At 35.9% G+C, this 18,224-nt stretch carries 18 protein-coding genes; 9 read left to right on the top strand and 9 right to left on the bottom strand.

Going from position 1 to position 18,224, the window contains the following annotated elements:
- Positions 1-38 precede the first annotated feature (38 nt).
- The 5 genes from ACN1CN_RS15190 to serB all read left to right on the top strand — a co-directional run bounded on the left by ACN1CN_RS15190 (position 39) and on the right by serB (position 3,348).
- Positions 39-443 carry an SRPBCC family protein gene (locus tag ACN1CN_RS15190; RefSeq protein ID WP_419136240.1) on the top strand — a complete coding sequence of 135 codons (405 nt, stop codon included), beginning with the start codon at positions 39-41 and terminating at the stop codon, positions 441-443.
- A 91-nt stretch (positions 444-534) separates the two neighbouring features.
- Complete coding sequence (locus ACN1CN_RS15185; protein WP_419136239.1) at positions 535-942, top strand: VOC family protein; 408 nt, start codon at positions 535-537, stop codon at positions 940-942.
- A 2-nt stretch (positions 943-944) separates the two neighbouring features.
- Positions 945-1,382 carry an SRPBCC domain-containing protein gene (locus ACN1CN_RS15180; RefSeq protein WP_264522772.1) on the top strand — a complete coding sequence of 146 codons (438 nt, stop codon included), beginning with the start codon at positions 945-947 and terminating at the stop codon, positions 1,380-1,382.
- A 45-nt stretch (positions 1,383-1,427) separates the two neighbouring features.
- Positions 1,428-1,868, top strand: coding sequence for a VOC family protein (locus ACN1CN_RS15175; protein ID WP_264522773.1), 441 nt, complete (start codon positions 1,428-1,430; stop codon positions 1,866-1,868).
- A 250-nt stretch (positions 1,869-2,118) separates the two neighbouring features.
- Positions 2,119-3,348 (top strand): phosphoserine phosphatase SerB, encoded by a 1,230-nt coding sequence (gene serB / locus ACN1CN_RS15170; protein ID WP_264522774.1) that lies wholly within the window; start codon positions 2,119-2,121, stop codon positions 3,346-3,348.
- Between the two features lie 175 nt (positions 3,349-3,523).
- Here serB and ACN1CN_RS15165 read toward each other — a convergent pair whose 3' ends face one another.
- Genes ACN1CN_RS15165 through ACN1CN_RS15150 form a run of 4 tightly spaced genes read right to left on the bottom strand, consistent with a single transcriptional unit; the run spans position 3,524 to position 6,554 of the window.
- Complete coding sequence (locus ACN1CN_RS15165) at positions 3,524-3,769, bottom strand: redox-active disulfide protein 2 (protein WP_264522775.1); 246 nt, start codon at positions 3,767-3,769, stop codon at positions 3,524-3,526.
- A gap of 43 nt (positions 3,770-3,812) precedes the next feature.
- Positions 3,813-4,403 carry a Zn-dependent protease gene (locus ACN1CN_RS15160; protein ID WP_419136238.1) on the bottom strand — a complete coding sequence of 197 codons (591 nt, stop codon included), beginning with the start codon at positions 4,401-4,403 and terminating at the stop codon, positions 3,813-3,815.
- Positions 4,400-5,005: a hypothetical protein gene (locus tag ACN1CN_RS15155; protein WP_419136237.1), complete on the bottom strand. Its 606-nt coding sequence runs from the start codon at positions 5,003-5,005 to the stop codon at positions 4,400-4,402. The genes ACN1CN_RS15160 and ACN1CN_RS15155 overlap by 4 nt, the downstream gene beginning before the upstream one ends.
- Positions 5,006-5,045: 40 nt before the next feature.
- Positions 5,046-6,554, bottom strand: a complete 1,509-nt coding sequence (locus ACN1CN_RS15150) for a GH3 auxin-responsive promoter family protein (RefSeq protein ID WP_264522778.1) — start codon at positions 6,552-6,554, stop codon at positions 5,046-5,048.
- Between the two features lie 249 nt (positions 6,555-6,803).
- On the opposite strand from ACN1CN_RS15150, the gene ACN1CN_RS15145 reads away from it, so the two are divergent.
- Positions 6,804-7,598 carry a DUF2797 domain-containing protein gene (locus ACN1CN_RS15145; RefSeq protein WP_395343601.1) on the top strand — a complete coding sequence of 265 codons (795 nt, stop codon included), beginning with the start codon at positions 6,804-6,806 and terminating at the stop codon, positions 7,596-7,598.
- A gap of 240 nt (positions 7,599-7,838) precedes the next feature.
- Positions 7,839-8,918, top strand: a complete 1,080-nt coding sequence (locus tag ACN1CN_RS15140; protein ID WP_419136236.1) for a glycosyltransferase family 9 protein — start codon at positions 7,839-7,841, stop codon at positions 8,916-8,918.
- A gap of 46 nt (positions 8,919-8,964) precedes the next feature.
- Here ACN1CN_RS15140 and ACN1CN_RS15135 read toward each other — a convergent pair whose 3' ends face one another.
- The 3 genes from ACN1CN_RS15135 to sppA form a co-directional block, all read right to left on the bottom strand.
- The gene (locus ACN1CN_RS15135) at positions 8,965-11,559 is read right to left on the bottom strand and encodes an AsmA-like C-terminal region-containing protein (RefSeq protein ID WP_419136235.1); all 2,595 of its coding nucleotides are present in this window, start codon (positions 11,557-11,559) and stop codon (positions 8,965-8,967) included.
- A 173-nt stretch (positions 11,560-11,732) separates the two neighbouring features.
- Positions 11,733-12,680, bottom strand: coding sequence for an alpha/beta hydrolase (locus tag ACN1CN_RS15130; RefSeq protein ID WP_419136234.1), 948 nt, complete (start codon positions 12,678-12,680; stop codon positions 11,733-11,735).
- A gap of 13 nt (positions 12,681-12,693) precedes the next feature.
- A complete protein-coding gene (sppA, locus tag ACN1CN_RS15125) occupies positions 12,694-14,451 on the bottom strand; it encodes a signal peptide peptidase SppA (protein WP_291285938.1) in 1,758 nt (585 codons plus the stop codon).
- A gap of 203 nt (positions 14,452-14,654) precedes the next feature.
- On the opposite strand from sppA, the gene ACN1CN_RS15120 reads away from it, so the two are divergent.
- The gene (locus ACN1CN_RS15120; RefSeq protein ID WP_419136233.1) at positions 14,655-15,842 is read left to right on the top strand and encodes a carboxypeptidase-like regulatory domain-containing protein; all 1,188 of its coding nucleotides are present in this window, start codon (positions 14,655-14,657) and stop codon (positions 15,840-15,842) included.
- Positions 15,843-15,900: 58 nt separating this feature from the next.
- Positions 15,901-17,037, top strand: coding sequence for a 2-amino-4-hydroxy-6-hydroxymethyldihydropteridine diphosphokinase (gene folK / locus ACN1CN_RS15115; protein ID WP_419136232.1), 1,137 nt, complete (start codon positions 15,901-15,903; stop codon positions 17,035-17,037).
- Between the two features lie 72 nt (positions 17,038-17,109).
- Here folK and ACN1CN_RS15110 read toward each other — a convergent pair whose 3' ends face one another.
- Together ACN1CN_RS15110 and ACN1CN_RS15105 are read right to left on the bottom strand one after the other, a co-directional pair.
- The gene (locus tag ACN1CN_RS15110; RefSeq protein ID WP_264522785.1) at positions 17,110-17,646 is read right to left on the bottom strand and encodes an RNA methyltransferase; all 537 of its coding nucleotides are present in this window, start codon (positions 17,644-17,646) and stop codon (positions 17,110-17,112) included.
- 77 nt (positions 17,647-17,723) lie between these two features.
- Positions 17,724-18,146, bottom strand: coding sequence for a DUF1573 domain-containing protein (locus tag ACN1CN_RS15105; protein ID WP_264522786.1), 423 nt, complete (start codon positions 18,144-18,146; stop codon positions 17,724-17,726).
- Positions 18,147-18,224 lie beyond the last annotated feature (78 nt).

Raw genomic sequence — 18,224 nt, 5'->3', positions numbered from 1 at the left:
GATTTAAATTTAAAAATACAATTAAAAACAAAAACAAAATGATAACAGTACAAAACACGATTAAAGCATCAATAGACAAAGTTTGGGAATTTTGGACATTACCGGAACACATCACAAAGTGGAGTTTTGCTTCTCCGGACTGGCATACACCTCATGCCGAAAATGACCTGAGAGTAGGAGGGAAATTTACATCGACTATGGCTGCAAAAGATGGCAGTATGAGTTTTGATTTTGGAGGAGAATATACAGTAGTCGAAAAAAATAAAGCCATTGAATATATTTTAGAAGATGGGAGAAAAGTAGAAATTGCTTTTAAAGAAACGCCAAACGGAGTGGAGGTCATTGAAAGTTTTGATCCTGAAACGCAAAATCCGGAAGAAATGCAACGCGGCGGCTGGCAAGCGATCATGGATAATTTTAAAAGTTATACCGAGAGCAATTAGTTTTTTTAGGCTCAAAGGTTCAAAGAAGCAAAGTGACAAAGGTGCTGATTGACATCGCAGAGAAAGAATTTAATTTTAAAAAGCAGTAAGAATGACAAAGCAAATATGGCTGAATTTGCCAGTAAAAGAGGTGGCAAAATCAAAAGCTTTTTTTTCGAAAATAGGATTCTCTTTTAATGAAGAACACGATACACCAAGCTCAACTTGCATGGTGGTTGGAGAAGGAAAATTTGTAGTGATGCTTTTTGAAGAAGCATTGTTTGCCAGTTTTTCTCAAAATAAACTCACCGATACCCAAACAAGTTCAGAAGTTTTGATCTCCATTGATGCCGAAAGTATTGCCGAGGTCGATGAACTGGCGAGAAAAGTTACAGAAGCCGGAGGAACTGTTTTTGCTTCCCCTGCAGAAAGTCAGGGCTGGATGTACGGTTGCGGTTTTGCGGATTTAGACGGTCATCGTTGGAACGTATTATTTATGGATTTTAGTAAACTATCATGAGTATGGAAACTTTAGAATTTAAAATTAGAATTAAAGCTCCGGCACAAAAAGTCTGGTCGGTTTTGTGGAATGACGAAACGTATAAAAAATGGACAGGAGCTTTTTGTGAAGGTTCATATGCGGTAAGTGAATGGAATCAGGGGGATAAAATACATTTTCTGTCTCCAAACGGAGAAGGAATGAACAGCATTATCGAGACCAAAACGCCAAACGAGTACATGGCTTTTAAACATATAGGCGAAATCAAAGATTTTAAAGAACTGCCTATTGACGAAGAAACAAAAAAGTGGAGCGGCGCAATGGAAACCTATCGTTTAACAGCCGACGATGAGTTTACCGATTTGGTGGCTCAGGTAGATGTAGTCGAAAAATACATTGACTACTTTAAAGAAGCTTTTCCTAAAGGGCTCGAAATGGCCAAAGAACTTTCAGAACAATAAATAACAAACGACAAACAATAAACAATAAACAAAAAAACAAATATCATGGCAACAGCAGTAAACCCCTATTTAATTTTTAACGGAAATTGTGAAGAAGCATTTCTGTTTTATCAATCCGTTTTTGGAGGAGAATTTCCGTTTCTTGGAAGATTTAATGAAATGCCGGAAGGCGAAGAAGGATGTGGTCCGGTATCCGAAAAAGACGGTAACCGAATCATGCACGTGTCATTGCCAATTGGAAACACTATCCTGATGGGAAGTGATAGCAGTGAACAATCCGGTGATGTAGTTTTTGGCGGGAATTTTTCAATCTCAATAAATGTAGACAGCGCAGCAGAAGGAGATCGAATTTTTAACGGACTCTCAGCAGGAGGAGCCGTTTTTATGCCAATGGCAAAAACCTTTTGGGGAGCTTATTTCGGAATGTTCAAAGACAAATTCGGTGTAAGCTGGATGGTAAACTTTGATGAAAATATACCGACTTAAAATAACTTCTTTCATTTTGTCCACCATAAAAAAGATTTCAGGGATTGCTTATTTTAATCCTTGAAATCTGTGGTCAAAAACAGTTCTGAGATCAAAAAAGTTAGGTTATTTTGATCCCGGAACATAATTGTTAAATTACTCCAAAAAGCACATTCTTAGGTGCTTTTTCTTTTTAAAAAACAAGCAATATCTTTTTTTATCAACTTTAGATTGTCGATTTTTGTCACTCATAAAATCAATAAAGATTAAGATGGTAAGAGAAGACAAAGAGATTATTTTATTAAAAGTTTCAGGACATGATAAAATAGGAGTGACGGCAGGTTTGACTGCTGTGTTGGCAACCTACGATGCTAATATTTTAGATATTGGTCAGGCCGATATCCATGATACACTTTCTTTGGGGATTTTATTTGAAATTCAGGCAGGTTCCTCCTCGGGTCCGGTTTTAAAAGACTTGCTGTTCAAAGCTTATGAGTTGGAAATTAAAGTAAAATTTATTCCGATCTCTATCGACGATTACGAAAAGTGGGTAAAATCACAGTCCAAACAGCGTTACATCATCAATATACTGGGCGAAAAACTGACCGCTTCTCAGCTGGCCGCTGTGACTAAAATAATGTCAGACCAGCATCTGAACATTGATTCTATTATAAGATTAACAGGGAGAACGTCTATTGTAGAAATAGAAGAATATCCACGCTCTTGCATACAATTATCCGTGACCGGTGAAATTGTAGATAAGATCCATATGACGGCAAGTTTCATGGAAATTTCCAGAACTTTGGATGTCGATATTTCATTCCAGGAAGACAATATTTACAGACGAAACAGACGTTTGGTTTGCTTCGATATGGACTCGACTTTAATTCAGACCGAAGTAATTGATGAACTGGCTGAGCTGAACGGAGTAGGAGATGAGGTTCGTGCTATCACTGAATCGGCAATGAATGGCGAGATTGATTTTAACGAAAGTTTTAAACAGCGTATGGCTTTACTCGAAGGGCTAAGCGAAGATGTTTTGCAAAATGTCGCCCTCAATTTACCCATTACAAAAGGAGCGCATCGATTGATGAAAGCCTTAAAATATTACGGATATAAAACGGCAATATTGTCTGGAGGATTCACCTATTTTGGAGAGTACCTGCAGAAAGAATTGGGTATCGATTATGTTCATGCGAATCGATTGGAAATTAAAGACGGTAAGCTAACCGGTAAATATATAGGCGATATTGTAGACGGTCAGAAAAAAGCCGAATACCTTAAAGCAATTGCCGAAAAAGAAGGAATTCACATCAATCAGACTATAGCGGTCGGAGACGGTGCCAATGACTTGCCAATGCTAAATTTAGCAGGTTTGGGAATTGCCTTTCACGCCAAACCAAAAGTAAAAGAAAACGCGGCAACCTCGATTTCAAGTCTGGGTCTTGACGGAGTTTTATATTTATTAGGGTACCACGACAGGTATATTGATATGATGTAAACCTGACAGTTGAAATAAATCAAAAAAACCTTAGTTTTTATAAAACCTAAGGTTTTTTTATGGGCATGTCTCGCTGAAAAAGCGGGTCGGGCTATACGTTTCAATCTTTTGTGCCGAACCCCAGCACAAAAGGATTTCCACTTCTATCCCTCATGCGATTCGGTAATATTGAGTCTTATTTTTCTCTGGATTTCAATTCTTCTTTGATGTCTTTTAAAGTCTTAAAATTCAAAACAAGTAGTGGCAGTAAAGCAATAGGAACAACCTGAGAAGCACTGAATCCTTTTTTAAAAACAAGATAGATGTTGACAATACATAATAAAAGTAAAATTACGGCAAAGCTATAGGTGGCTGTTTTTGACATTTTTTGGCTTTTAAGTAATTCTTCAGTAGTCATTTCGCTAAATTTTTTAGTACTCATCTTATTTTGGTTTTTGGTTAATTGAATAGTGTATTTTGAGATTTCAGGTTGTAGGATAGTTTAGTTTCCACCCCTTTCCGATTAAAAAGTTTTTACAGTTTATGCAAAAATTAGTTTCCTCATCTAAATGATTTTTTCCTTCAGCATCCCTCATTAAACATGTTTTTACAGGACAATGAGGCAGACCTTCGGTATGGCCTAACTCATGCAAAACAACTTTATAGAATTGTACTTCTTTGTTTCTTTTGCTCAGTCTAAAATCAGAAACCACACAGGATTTACCTGGATGATACCCCAGTCCCATAACGCCCCAATCTTTGTTTTTACCTTTGGTAACGCTAATGTCGCTGTTGGATAAACCCACAATTACAGAATCTTTGCCCACATTATCTTTGATGGTTTTAATAATAGTGTCGGCGCGATACCTGTTTCGGGCCGGGTAAAATGCATTTTCCGGGAAGGGAATGTTGGCTCTTAAAACAACATTAGGGTTAATCGTTTGTATTTTATGATAAACATTTTTTGCCTGCTCTGTTTTGAAATTCCCCAAAGGTTGAAGAACAATTATTTTTGAATGTTGTTCTTTGGTACAGGAAACGAGAATAAACAGTAAAATCAAAAGGGAACTTTTCATTTTGCAGATTCTAAGTTCGTTAACTCAACATTTTTAATAGATCCCAGAGGAGCAATTTTGATCGCATTATTTTTTGGAGTCAGATAAAAATAATAAGCGCTATTTACATCTATCAAAAAAATGGCTTCGGTTTCACCTGTGTTAAAGGTAAGTTTTTGCTCGTATTTCAGTTTATTGAGCCTGATTTTCTCTGCAATTTTGTGACCTTCGCCAATTCCCAAACCAAGGAAAAAACTAAGCAATCCAATTCCAATGGAAACTAATAAAAAATGTTTCAGCTTGCTTTTGATCTCTAGGTCTGAAAATTTATCGCCATCTGGTTTAGTACCGATTAATTTTTTTGCCCAGCTTTTGTTGCGATCCTTGTAGCACAAACTCAGAAAAACTAAGATAAGAACGGCGAAAACCATTAGGCTTAAAATGATAATCGGATTTGCAGTTAGATCAGCAATGGGGCTGATTAGAATATCCATAATGGTTGAATATTTCAGAATGTTTATTTTCAATTGGAAAAAGAAAACACATTCTTTTAAAATTCCCAGTACGACAAGAAACAGATAACCTATTGGAATTAAATTCTGAATTTTTTCTGTTGATTCCATTCTAACTAACGTGGTATTTCATTAAAGATCTTATCAAAAACTACATTTCTTTCAATTGCTCCAAATAATCCCTCTGGTTCGAAAGTCTTGGAATCTTATGTTGTCCGCCTAATTTGTCACGCTCTTTTAGCCAGTCGTAAAACAGGTTCTCACGCGCCACATTAATCACCAAAGGATTTAAAGTCATATTGTTGTGACGTTTGGCTTCGTAATCAGAATTTAAAGTTTGTAGTGTTTCATCCAGCACTTTTTGAAAAAGTCCTACATCAGCAGGTTTTTTCTTGAATTCGATCATCCATTCGTGAGCTCCTTTTTCCTTGTCCTGCATAAAAATAGGAGCAACGGTATAATCGATCACTTCGGTGTGCGTCAGCTGGCAAGCTTTGGCAATGGCCTGATCGGTATTTTCGACCATTAGTTCTTCTCCAAAAACATTAATATGATGTTTGGTTCTGCCCGTTACTCTGATTCTATAAGGGTTTAGAGAAGTAAAACGAACTGTATCTCCAATCAAATAGCGCCATAAACCGGAATTCGTTGTAATGACAATGGCATAGTTTTTATCTAGCTCTACATCGGCCAAACGAATTACTTTTTGATTTGGAGTACCAAAGGTATCCATGGCTATAAATTCATAGAAAATACCATAATCCAGCATCAACAGCAAATCGCTCGAATTGTTTAAATCCTGAATAGCAAAAAAGCCTTCCGACGCATTGTAGATTTCGTAGTATCTGAAATCTTTGCTTGGTAAAATCTTTTTGTATTGTTCTTTATATGGAGAGAAACTCACGCCTCCGTGGAAATAAACTTCCAGATTTGGCCAGAGGTCCAAAAGACTTTCTTTGCCCGTGTTCTCCAAAACTTTATTCATTAAAACGAGCATCCATGACGGAACGCCTGCAAAACTGGTTACATTTTCGTTTTTCGTTTCATTTATAATCGCAGCAATTTTAGATTCCCATTCGCTCATTAGCGAAGTTTTGCTGCTTGGGGTACTGCTAAATTCAGCCCAGATAGGCATATTCTCAATCAAAATAGCAGATAAATCGCCAAAGAAAGTATTGTTGTTTTCATAGATTTGGGAACTTCCGCCCAGACGGAGGCTTTTGCCCAGAAACAATTCCGAATCCTCATTGTTGTTGAGGTACAGACAAAGTAAATCTTTACTCCCTTTATAATGACAATCCTCGAGGGCTTCATTACTCACAGGGATAAACTTACTTTTGGCATTTGTAGTTCCGCTCGATTTAGCAAACCATTTTATTGGGGTTTCCCAAAATACATTTTGTTCCCCTTGTCGGGTACGTTCAATCAAAGGCTGAAGCTCTTCGTAGGTAGCAATCGGCACCCTTTCAGCAAAAGTTTGATAAGAATTGATCGATGCAAAATCATACTGTTTCCCTACAATAGTATTTTCTGAAGCTGTCAATAAATTGTGCAGCAGCTCTTCCTGAACTTCATTCGGATATTTTAGAAAAAGTTCTATTTGATGTATCCTTTGTTTTAGGACCCAGGAAGCGAAAGAGTTGATTATTGATAAGGGCATGAGTGAAATTTATATTTTAGATTGCTGATTGTAGATTTTAGATTTTACAATTCGCGTAAAATCAGGAACCTTAAAATTTGAATATCGAAAGACAAATACTAACTTTGCCGTTGTATCAAAAATAGTGTTTTTTTGTAAAAAATAACATTCTATTTTTATTAAACATTCCGGTTCAGCTGAATTTTAATCCTTAAAATTCAGAATTCAGGCAGGCCAATCTAAAATCTACAATCAGCAATCTCAATTCTAATGACATATCAAGGCGTACTTACAAAAATGCAAACTGAAATAGGGGCTCCAATTCAGTATTATTTGGTTTTCGAAGACAGTTTTCTAAACATGAATCAATTACTGAACAAAGAAATTGAGATTAATTTTGTGGGATTTGAATGTCTGAACTGTCATAAGAAGAAAAAGATATACCGACAAGGATTTTGCTATGAATGCTTTTATTCGAGCCCTGCTGTTGGTGATTGGATTATGCGTCCGGAACTGAGTACGGCACATCTTGGAATTGCAGACCGGGATTTGGAGTACGAACAAAAAGTACAGCTTCAGCCGCACGTGGTTTATCTGGCTTTGGCGAGTGAGGTAAAAGTTGGAGTAACCCGTAAAACTCAGGTGCCGACACGTTGGATCGATCAGGGAGCAACTCAGGCCATTGCAATTGTTGAAGTTCCAAACCGATATTTGGCCGGAATCACGGAGGTCGCACTAAAAGACCATTATACCGACAAAACAAACTGGAGAAAGATGCTTCAAAATACAGGTGAAAGTTTTGACCTGCTTGCAGAGAAAGCAAAAGTGGAAAGCTTAATTCCTGCAGAAGTACAGGAATATTTTTATGCTCAAAAGAATGATTTGTATGAACTGCACTATCCGGTTTTAAATTATCCGACCAAAGTAACAAGCCTAAATCTGGATAAAACCCCAACTTTTCAGGGAAAACTAACCGGAATTAAAGGGCAGTATCTGATTTTTGAAAATGGAACTGTTTTTAATGTTAGAGGGTCCGAAGGTTATGTGGTGAGCATAGCGGTTTAACATTTTAGAGAGAAAAAATATATCGTAAAGTATTGATTGTTAATTTTTTATTATATTTATAACACTGTTTTTAGCATGTTGTAATCTGAATCCTGAAAGATTTGATTACAATTTTGTAATAATTATTTATTAGAAGATTTTTATTTTAGATCTAAAGAGAACCTAGTTTAGTAAAAGGATAAACGAAAGTTTTTTTTGAATTTCCAAAGACAAATATTTAATCAATAAATTAGTTAAAAGATGAGTGTTTTAAAAAGAGTAAATGTGGTCAGGCGCAGCTTAATGCACTACCTCACTAAGAACATTGGAAAACCAAGAACAGAACAGAACATTGTTTTAGTAGATAAAAACGAAGTAAGGCGGGTTTTGATCTGTAGGCCAAATGCCAGACTGGGAAATTTATTATTGATTACGCCACTTGTTCAGGAAGTCACCGATATGTTTCCAAATTGTAAAGTCGATTTGTTTGTTAAGGGAGCTTTAGCTCTGGTGATTTTTGGAAATTATCAAAATATTAATAAAGTAATCGGTTTGCCTAAAAAACCATTCAGCAATTTATTCCAATATCTGAATGTCTGGATTTCAATAAAAAGACAAAACTACGATATCGCGATCAATGTCGATCAAAATTCTTCTTCAGGACGTTTAGCGGTCCAGTTCTCTAATGCTAAATATAAATTCTACGGAGATTCAAACGATGAATCTCAACTTCTAAAAAATGACTACGATCATATTGCGAAATACCCCGTTTATAATTTCCGAAATTATTTAACGAAACTTGGATTAGCAAAAAGCAATAAAATAATAGCCCCGATTGACCTTAGATTGTCTTCTTCTGAAATTGTGGAAGGAAAGAAAATCTTAAATGATTTAGTACAAAACTCTAAAAGAACGATTTGTATTTTTACTTATGCTACTGGTGCAAAATGCCTGTCAGAGGAGTGGTGGGAGAACTTCTACACCCAGCTAAAGGAAGAATATAAAGACTATAATATTATCGAAATTCTGCCTGTAGAAAATGTTTCGCAGATTGCCTTTCAGGCGCCAACATTTTACAGCAAGGACATCAGAGAAATAGGATCTGTAATTGCCAATGCCGACTTGTTTATTGGTGCCGATAGCGGAATCATGCATTTGGCCAGCGCAGTACAGACTCCAACAATTGGACTCTTCTCGGTCTCCAACCTTAAAAAATACGAACCTTACGACAATTGCAGTATCGGAATAGATATTAACTTACACACTAAAAAGGATTATGTGAAAATCATAAACTCCATCCTGAATAATGGGAAGCTTAGTACTATCGGACAAGCAATTTAAAAATATAAGAACAACAAAAAAGGCATCCGTAGATGCCTTTTTTTATTTAGTTTTTCTTCTTAAACAAGCCATTGATTAAGTCGCTGGCTTTTTTAGTTACTTCCTGAGTTTTCTGCTCTTTTTCAGTGGCAGCTGCTTTTGTGGTGTCTTTTGCCTTTGTGTTTTTATTGATAAAATCATTAAGGGCTGAAGTTCCTTTTTGAGTCAGCTTGTCTTTTTGCTGATTCGCAACCTGTGCCGCCAGACTCGTCACCGCATTTTTCATATCCGTTGTTATTTTTGGATTCGAAAAATTACCGCTAACAATAGCATTTATCGGAATGTTTTGCAGTTTTGCAGCATCTGCAGGAGACATTTTTGCCAGGAAAGCATTGGCTTCATTGCCTAAATATTTGGCAGGAACGTCTAATTTTAAATTGTAATTCATCGTTTGGTCAAAACCATGTGTTCCGCCAACTGTAATCTTAATGTCCTGATATTTGATGTCAAATGGTTTTACACTTACTTTTCCGTTATCAAACGTTAAGGCCGCTTTAATATCATTCAGATTTATTTTATTAGGATCAATAAATTTCAGGTTTGAAGTTAAGGCATTTAAAACCGTTGAGTTTTTAGAATTTACAGTAGTCGAAAGCAACTGACCAATCAAATCTCCTGAAATCGATTTTAAGTCCGGAGTTAACTCTTTGTCGTCTAAGTTTCCGTTTAATTTTATAGTAGAATTTAGTTTTCCGTTGATGATTCCGGCCAAAGGAGCAATTTTTTTCATCATGTCCAATTGCGTAAATGTTTGCGCAATATCCACCTGATTGAAACCTAAATTCATATCAAAAGTAGGCACCTTTGTTTTGGTAGAAACAGCTCCGTTAAGACCAATTGTTCCGCCAAAAATCGATGTTTTAAAGTTTTCTAAAGTTGCTTTTTCATCCTTCACAATCAACCTGCCCGAAACGTCTTTTAGTTTTAGATTGTCGTATAAAACCGTAGTGGCTTTGGCATTTAAAGTACAATTTAAAAAAGCAGGAATCTTCATAGCTTCAGATGGTTTTGCAGCCGTTTTCTCTGTTGCAGCCGTTCCTGAAGTCATAAAATCATCAACCGCCAATTGGTTTGAACTCATATTGAAATTTCCTCTCAGCTCTTGTTTTTTGAACATAAAACCATAGAAATTTTCCAGTACACCATTAATGCTTAAGTCACTTTTTCCGGTCGTAGCATCAAATTTCTTCAGGTTTATGGTACTCGGATTAAACTCAACCAATGCCGTACTAATGTTCATTGATTTGTTGTTCTCGTCGGTATATTTAAACCCTGACAAACTCATTGTTCCGGCATTTTTAATATTTTGATATTGACTCTTTTCAACAGAAGCCATGTCAAATTGTGTAGTAACATCAGCTTTTAAAATACCGGCAAGAGGTTTGTCCATTTTAATTGGATACGCTTTAGAAAGATTCGAAAGGTTGATCGTTCCTTTTAAAGCGGCATTCACCATCGGATTTTGTGTTATGTTTCTGATGTTGGCTTTGGCGTTAAAAACATCCTGATCAATTCGGAAGGAAAGTTTATCCAGATTTACATAAGTATCATTCAGAATCCCTGTTTCGTTGATAATTTTTGTATCAATTACAATATTCTGAACCGACTTTGGCAGGTTTGGATATTGAAACGAAGCATTGTTTGAAGCAATTGCAATATTAAATTTAGGAACCGTAGTCTCCGTCAATTCTCCTTTAGCAAAACCGGCTACTGTAAAATCTCCGGTAGTCTTTACCCCGTCCAGACTGGAAGCATAAGCGGAAGGAATTAGTCCCAGGAAGTTTGTAAAAGACGAAGTAGGTGTCTTAAACTTCAGATCGTAAATTTGTTTGGCATCTGCCATCTGAATAAATCCGTCAAACTCTAAAGGCAATTGATTGATTAAAGCTTTGTTCTCTTTAAACGTATACTTGCTCTTTTCAAGGTCAATTCCTAACACAGCATCTAAAGTCAGTTTTACATTTTTCATGTAATTGATTTTATCCATATCCAAAGAAACGTTAGCCGTAGACTTTGTGGTTAAATCTAATTTTGAATTGGTAAAATCGCCCGTTCCTTCGTGATTCAAACTGTCGATTACCATTCTTATTTTAGATCCCTGATCGATATATCTGAAAGTAAATTGTTCAATTTTATAGTTTTGAATTTTCAGCGAAAGCGGTTTGCTTTTGTCGTCTTTCGCTTCTTTTTCTTTGTTTTTTAGGGCGATATCAAAATTACCAACACCATCTTTGTTAAAAATAATATTGATGAGACCGTTTGTAGAACTGATTCCCTGTATGTTCAAAGGTTCGTCTTTTCCTTTAAAAAGTTCTTTAATGCTCATCTTCAAATTCAGTTCGCCTAACGAAACCAAAGTATCCCCTTCAAAAGGAGCTTTATTGATAATCACCAGTTTTTCGATCCCCACTGTCGCGTTCGGAAAGTTTCGAAACAAACTTAAATCGGCATCCGTAAAACTTACTTTCGCGTCAACACTTTCGTTGATGGCTTCTGAAATTTTGGCTTTTATTTGATCTTTAAAGAAATACGGAATGGCAAATAAGGCCGCTACTAGGACCACAAGAACTATGGCTGTTATTTTTAAAATTTTCTTTAACATATAAATAAATTGAGGGGTTAAATTGCTAACTGATTGCTGCAAAAATAGTTTTTTTTGGTGGAGTTCGTATATAAAGTTTTTGTAAAACATAAGAGTATACTCCTGTTTCTTAAAAACAAAAAACCGTCTGAATTATATATTCAAACGGTTTTTTAAGGATTTTATGATTGCGATTATTTTTTAATGAAAGAAACAATCTTATCGATCATGATTTTGGAGACAGGCAAACTTTCATTTTTATAACTTTCCAGATTGGACTGATGGTCTCCGTCGACGATTTTCATGATATGATTCATTTTGTCAACGATCAGGAGCTCCGCATTTTTATTGGCTTGAGACAACTGTTCTGCATCTTTTACGGTTACCTGTAAATCCTGATTTCCCTGAACGATTAAAACAGGGAGGTTCAACTTTTTGATTTCGGTTTGCGGATTGTATTTAAACCAAGAAATTAAATAGGGCTGAATGCTTGGTCTAAAAAGAGAATTCAGCATTGGATCTACTTTATTTACGGTATGACCGCTTTTCAGGCTGTCAATAATAGGGAAAGTCATTTCCTCTATTTGTTTGTTTGATTTAGAAGCAATTTGCGTTTTGATCAATTGGTCAGCAGATTCTCCTGCCCCTGCAATGGAGATAAATTTATTGGCTTTTGCTCCAGCAATCATTCCAATTAAAGAACCTTCACTGTGTCCGATTACAATGATCTGAGAGAAACGAAGGTCTTGCTTTAACAAATTGATCCAGCTTTTGGCATCTTCAGTGTAATTCTCAAATACAAGAGTTTGTTCTGAAATGGCCGATGGTTTGCTTTCTCCAATTCCTCTTTTGTCGTATCGCAATGAGGCAATTCCGTTTTTTGCCAGGGCTTCTGCCAGCATTTTCAGAGAATTGTTTTTCATCATCGGATTGTTGCCGTTGCGATCCGTAGGGCCCGAACCCGAAATGATTAAGGCTACCGGACATTTTGTTTTTAAATCCGGCATTGTCAACGTACCAAAAAGCTGATCGATATTGATTTTTAAAACGATCGGAGTTTCTTTAAAAGAAACTTCCGTTTTATTTTGGGCATTTACAAAACTCAGAAACAGAAGAGCAGCAAGCGCAAATAACTTTTTCATTTTTAAAAAGGAATTATTTAATGTTTATTCCAAAAGGAAGCATCGCCTGAACGCCTTTTTGTTGCTGAAGTCTTTTTACCTGCTCGATAAGCATATAGTTTTCTTCGCCAATTTCTTCCTTAATAAAAGCTTCTTTTGATTGTGCAAAAGGCAGTCTTGAAATAAGGTCATTGAATGTTTTTTCGTATTCAGGATAGTTTTGTGTGCTGTACGTTTTGATTTTTGCAATTTTCGCCGCTTCAGCAATCGCATCATTCAAGCCTCCAATTTGATCCACTAATCCAATTTTTAAAGCTTCACTTCCTGACCAGACTCTTCCTTGTGCGATAGCATCTACCTGAGCAAAAGTCATTTTTCGGCCTTCCGCCACATGCGTTACAAAAGTGTTGTAAATGTGTTCTACACCTTCTAAAGTAAAGGCTTTAAATTTTTCGTCCACACGTACAAACGGGCTGTAATTTGCTGAGTTTTCATGTGTTTTTACCTGTTCGGTGTTTATACCCAGTTTATTGGCCAAAGGCGTAAAGTTGGGCAGTATCCCGAAAACACCTATAGAACCTGTAATCGTATTGCGCTCCGCAAAAATTTTGTTGGCGTTACAAGCAATATAGTAACCGCCTGATGCAGCATAATTCCCCATAGAAACCACAACCGGTTTTACTTTTTTGGTAATTTCAATTTCTCTCCAGATCAGATCAGAAGTTAAGGCGCTTCCTCCCGGACTGTCGATTCTCAGAACGATTGCTTTTACATCTTCATTTTTGCGAGCTTCCTGTAAAGAACGTCGCATAGAACCTTCACCAATTACCGTAACATCTCCTTCGCCGCTTTGTATTTCGCCCTGAGCATAAATAATAGCAATTTGATCCGTTGCCGTATTGGTTAAAGCTGTTGTAATGTTATTTTGCGTATAATCTGAAATAGAAATCTTGTTGTAATCGTCATCTCCCGTTACTTTCAGGGCTTTTTTGATCGCATTATGGTAGACGTCCTCATAAGCAATAATATCTACCAGATGTTGTGCTTTGGCCATTTCCGGAGTTCTCGCTAATAAACCATTGGCGATTTCATTTAATTTGGCCAGCGGAATATTTCTGCTTTTTGAAATATCCGTCGAAACAGTAGTCCAGATCGAGTTTAAAAGTGCAGTTACTTGTTCTCTGTTGGCATCACTCATCTTATTTTCAAGAAAAGGCTCAACAGCACTTTTGTATTTTCCGTGACGAATCACTTCCATATGAATGCCTGATTTGTCCTGAAAATCTTTGAAGAACATCACCTCAGACGAAAGACCTTTAAAGTCTAAATCACCGGCAGGATTCAAATAAATAGTATTGGCTACTGAATTAAGATAATATTCTTTCTGAGAGTAAGTATTGGCATAAGCCCAAACAAATTTTCCTGATTTTTTGAAACTTTCAAGCGCGTTTCTCAAATCTTTGTATTGTGCCAAACCTAAAGAAGACTCGTCATTTAAAATAGAAATCCCTTTAATATTGTCATCTGTTTTTGCCGCTTCGATGGCATTGATTACATCAGTTAAGCCGATGCCTTTTTTATCCGAGAAAACAGTAACCCAAGGGTCTTTGTACTTTCCGGCATAGTCGTTTTGAATTTGTTTTAAATTTAATTCGATTACAGAATCACTTTTGACAGAAACAGCATCGTCTCCTCCAAAAATTGCTCCAATAAGAATTACCCCAAAAAAGAAGAGGATAATAAACACAAAAATACCAATAACGGTGGCAATTATATTTCCTAAAAACTTCATAAGTGTATTTTTTTTAATAAGTATCTAAAAAGGTTGGTTTGTTACAAAAGTAGTCTAAAAACAAAGTAATTTGAACACAGAATTTGATGAAATAGCTGTAACTGCTATGTTTTGGGACATTAAATTAAAGATAAGATATTTAGTAAGATAAATATTGTTTGAGCTTAGAATATTTTATATTTGATGAAAACAATTGTTGTACTATGAAAGATAAAGTGATCATTTTAACCCTTTTCTTCTTTGGGTTTTATGCCGGGGCTCAAAAAATACAGACCAAAAAAGTAGTAGTCGATAAATTGACGAAACTTCCTTTGGAAAATGTAAGTGTTTACAATCAAAAAGACAATTCGATGACCAATGCGGACGGTGCTTTTTCTTTTATTTCAGATCAGGATGAATTGAATTTTAGTTTGATTGGCTATGAAAATCTTAAACTCAGCTTTGCGGAAATAAACAAACGGGACACCATCTTTTTAGAAAGCAAAACCATTGAATTGGAAGAAGTAGTAGTGGGTGCCGAAATGGCAATCATGAAAAAAGCATATGCCAAAGTGAAAGAGAATTATATCTTCGAACCTTACAATGAAAATTTCTTTTTGCGATGTGTTTTGAAGAGAAATGGAGAAATGCAACGACTGCAGGATATTTATGGAAAAGTATCGAGAAAGGGTATTTTTAAAACAAAATCACAACCGGATAATAAATGCGAAGTGGAGATTTTGAATATGAGGAAAGCCGGAATAAAAGTGAAGGAGGATTTTGTGTATTTTGAATTTCAGAGTTTTGAAAAATTATTTGATACCAATGCGATGATATTAATCAATCTGGAAGACTTTGAGCTAACGCAGGAAAAAAAGATAAGCGGTAATTTTTTTAAAATTAGTTTTATCCGAAAAACGGAGAATGCGAGTGGGCAAAAAAGAAGTGGTTATTTTATCATCAATAAGGACGACTATGCTATTGTAGAAACCTATTTTGATTTTAATGATAATGAGGAAAAGATACCGTTTCAAAAAAAGGGTAAAGTCGAATATCGAACGACTGTTTTAAAGATCAGCGCAAACTATAAGAAAAGCAGCAGTACCCAAAAATATTATCTGAATAACGCAAAATCAGAGGTTAGAGTAGAATTGCTTGAAAACGAAGTAGTGAAAAAAGCGTTTTACGATTATTCGACTAATTTTTTTGTAACCAATAGTTTTATTGCCGAAAAAGCAAAGTCAAACCTGTCGATGGATAAGGATCTTTTTAAAGTCAAATATCCGTACTCGCAGCAATTTTGGAAAAGTCAGAATCAGCTGCCGTTAACAAATGATTTAAGTACGTTTTTGAAACGGGTTTCAGAAAACAAAGACAACAAGAAAGAGTTTGAAATAGATGGAAACTTCTAGTTCTTGAATCAAATAATGTGGTTAATTCTAAAATAGTTTTAGTTAATTTGCATTAATTATGAAGTCACAACATCAGATCGTTTTATCAATAGGCAGTAATCAGGGAGACAGGTTAGCAAACATCGAAACGTGTATCAGTTTGATACATAAAGAAGTGGGGACTGTAATCAGAGTTTCAAAGCTCTATGAAACTCCTGCCTGGGGGTTTGAAAGCGATGCATTTTATAATTGCGCGCTGGTTTTGCATACCTACTTATCGGCACAAAAAGTATTAAGTCAGGTTTTAAAAGTCGAAAAACAATTAGGCCGAATCAGGTTGGAGCAGCAAGGATATCAATCCCGAATTATCGATATTGACCTGATTACTTTTGATGATGAAACTATTGAATCTAAAAAATTACAGATTCCACATCCGTTAATGCAAAACAGAAATTTTGTTTTGCTTCCCATGCAGGATTTAAACTTAGACTGGAAACATCCGGTTTTTCAGAAATCCGTTTCAGAGTTAATTGCCATTTCGCCGGACGATAGTATTTGCAAAGTCGTTCAGCATTTGAAAAATCCTTTGCGTGAAATTGCACTCGAAAACTTCAATTATATTGCTTTTGAAGGGAATATCGGAGCAGGGAAAACGACTTTAGTGCAAAAAATAGCCGAAGATTTTAATGCCAAAACAGTCTTAGAGCGTTTTGCCGATAATCCGTTTTTGCCTAAATTTTATAAAGATCAAAATCGCTATGCTTTTCCGTTGGAAATGTCTTTTCTGGCCGATCGCTACCAGCAATTATCAGATGATCTGGCGCAGTTTGATTTGTTTAAAGATTTTATTGTAGCCGATTATCACATCTTTAAATCCTTGATTTTTGCCAAAATTACCCTTGCAGAAGATGAATATCGCTTGTATCGAAATTTGTTTGATATCATCTATAAAGAAATGCCAAAACCTGATTTGTACATTTATTTGTATCAGAATACGGAAAGATTGCTGCAAAATATCAGGAAACGCGGGCGAAATTACGAGCAGAATATTGAAGCAGGATATTTGGATAAAATCAACAACGGTTATTTGGAGTACATTAAGTCTCAAACCGATCTGAACGTACTGATTATTGACGTTTCCGATCGCGATTTTGTGAAAAACCACAAAGATTACCTTTTTATATTAGACGAAATTCAGAAGAAGATTTTTAATTAGATAATTAGTCAATTAGATAATGAGATAATTACTTAATTGACCAATTACCTCATTATCTAATTGCCACATTCCCTATTTCGGCCAGTTTAATTTCTGAAACAGATCCCAAACAACAATTCCGGCACTTACCGCAATGTTTAAAGAGTGTTTGGTGCCTAATTGCGGAATTTCGATACAGCCATCGCAAAGCGCAACGGCTTCCTGAGCAACACCGTAAACTTCATTGCCAAAAACCAATGCGTATTTTTGATTTTCTTCGGTTTTAAAATCCTGAAGAAAAATAGCACTCTCCACTTGTTCGATGGCAAGCGTCAGTACATTTTCTTTTTTAAGATTTTCGATCACCTCGAGTACATTCTCGTGATGTTCCCAGGCTACGGTTTCGGTAGCGCCAAGAGCTGTTTTGTGGATTTCTTTATTGGGTGGAGTGGCGGTAATACCACACAGGATTATTTTTTCGATCAAAAAAGCATCGGCGGTTCTAAACACAGATCCAATATTGTGCAGACTGCGAATATCATCTAAGACTAAAATTAAGGGAGTTTTGTCTGATCTCTTAAAATCTTCAATTGATTTTCGGTCCAGTTCGCTATTTTCAAGTTTTCTCATATTGTTTGTATTCAGGTCATAAAAAAAGCCTCCAAAGATAAGGAAGCTTTTTTAATTATTTTATTTTACTTTTCAGATTAGCTTTTTACCGGATCTGGTAAAACAGTACCTTTAATAGTAAGAACTTTTGTAGGTTGTCCTTCAGCATTAGAAGTAACAGTTACTGTTTTTGTAAAAGCACCAACTCTGTCAGTAGCATATTTTACACCAATAATACCTTTAGCTCCCGGAGCGATTGGCTCTTTTGGAGTTGTTGGTACAGTACAACCACATGATCCTGTTGTGTTTGTGATGATTAATGGTTTAGTTCCGTTGTTTACAAAAACAAACTCACGTTTTCCATCTGCATTGTGAGCGATAGTTCCGTAATCAATAGTTTCTGTTTCGAAAGCCATTCCAGCACCTTCAACTTTAGGAGCTTTACCTTTTTTAGCGCTTTGAGCGTTAGAAGCTGTAATTCCAACTACAGCTAACATAGCGATTAAAATTATTTTTTTCATCTTTTAGAGTCTTTTTTAATTATGACAAATCTATGTAAAATTCTTATATCTCAACTTAAAAAAAGCTTAAAATATTTT

The sequence above is a fragment of the Flavobacterium sp. T12S277 genome (assembly GCF_048514875.1).
Taxonomy (GTDB): domain Bacteria; phylum Bacteroidota; class Bacteroidia; order Flavobacteriales; family Flavobacteriaceae; genus Flavobacterium.
The sequence above is the reverse complement of the archived record's forward strand: the minus strand, read 5'-3'. Positions and strand labels throughout refer to the sequence as shown.

Excerpts from the sequence above, each read along its gene's own strand:
- ACN1CN_RS15190 (WP_419136240.1), top strand. The coding sequence starts at position 39 with ATGATAACAGTACAAAACACGATTAAAGCATCAATAGACAAAGTTTGG.
- ACN1CN_RS15185 (WP_419136239.1), top strand. The coding sequence starts at position 535 with ATGACAAAGCAAATATGGCTGAATTTGCCAGTAAAAGAGGTGGCAAAA.
- ACN1CN_RS15180 (WP_264522772.1), top strand. The coding sequence starts at position 945 with ATGGAAACTTTAGAATTTAAAATTAGAATTAAAGCTCCGGCACAAAAA.
- ACN1CN_RS15175 (WP_264522773.1), top strand. The coding sequence starts at position 1,428 with ATGGCAACAGCAGTAAACCCCTATTTAATTTTTAACGGAAATTGTGAA.
- serB (WP_264522774.1), top strand. The coding sequence starts at position 2,119 with ATGGTAAGAGAAGACAAAGAGATTATTTTATTAAAAGTTTCAGGACAT.
- ACN1CN_RS15165 (WP_264522775.1), bottom strand. The coding sequence starts at position 3,769 with ATGAGTACTAAAAAATTTAGCGAAATGACTACTGAAGAATTACTTAAA.
- ACN1CN_RS15160 (WP_419136238.1), bottom strand. The coding sequence starts at position 4,403 with ATGAAAAGTTCCCTTTTGATTTTACTGTTTATTCTCGTTTCCTGTACC.
- ACN1CN_RS15155 (WP_419136237.1), bottom strand. The coding sequence starts at position 5,005 with ATGGAATCAACAGAAAAAATTCAGAATTTAATTCCAATAGGTTATCTG.
- ACN1CN_RS15150 (WP_264522778.1), bottom strand. The coding sequence starts at position 6,554 with ATGCCCTTATCAATAATCAACTCTTTCGCTTCCTGGGTCCTAAAACAA.
- ACN1CN_RS15145 (WP_395343601.1), top strand. The coding sequence starts at position 6,804 with ATGACATATCAAGGCGTACTTACAAAAATGCAAACTGAAATAGGGGCT.
- ACN1CN_RS15140 (WP_419136236.1), top strand. The coding sequence starts at position 7,839 with ATGAGTGTTTTAAAAAGAGTAAATGTGGTCAGGCGCAGCTTAATGCAC.
- ACN1CN_RS15135 (WP_419136235.1), bottom strand. The coding sequence starts at position 11,559 with ATGTTAAAGAAAATTTTAAAAATAACAGCCATAGTTCTTGTGGTCCTA.
- ACN1CN_RS15130 (WP_419136234.1), bottom strand. The coding sequence starts at position 12,680 with ATGAAAAAGTTATTTGCGCTTGCTGCTCTTCTGTTTCTGAGTTTTGTA.
- sppA (WP_291285938.1), bottom strand. The coding sequence starts at position 14,451 with ATGAAGTTTTTAGGAAATATAATTGCCACCGTTATTGGTATTTTTGTG.
- ACN1CN_RS15120 (WP_419136233.1), top strand. The coding sequence starts at position 14,655 with ATGAAAGATAAAGTGATCATTTTAACCCTTTTCTTCTTTGGGTTTTAT.
- folK (WP_419136232.1), top strand. The coding sequence starts at position 15,901 with ATGAAGTCACAACATCAGATCGTTTTATCAATAGGCAGTAATCAGGGA.
- ACN1CN_RS15110 (WP_264522785.1), bottom strand. The coding sequence starts at position 17,646 with ATGAGAAAACTTGAAAATAGCGAACTGGACCGAAAATCAATTGAAGAT.
- ACN1CN_RS15105 (WP_264522786.1), bottom strand. The coding sequence starts at position 18,146 with ATGAAAAAAATAATTTTAATCGCTATGTTAGCTGTAGTTGGAATTACA.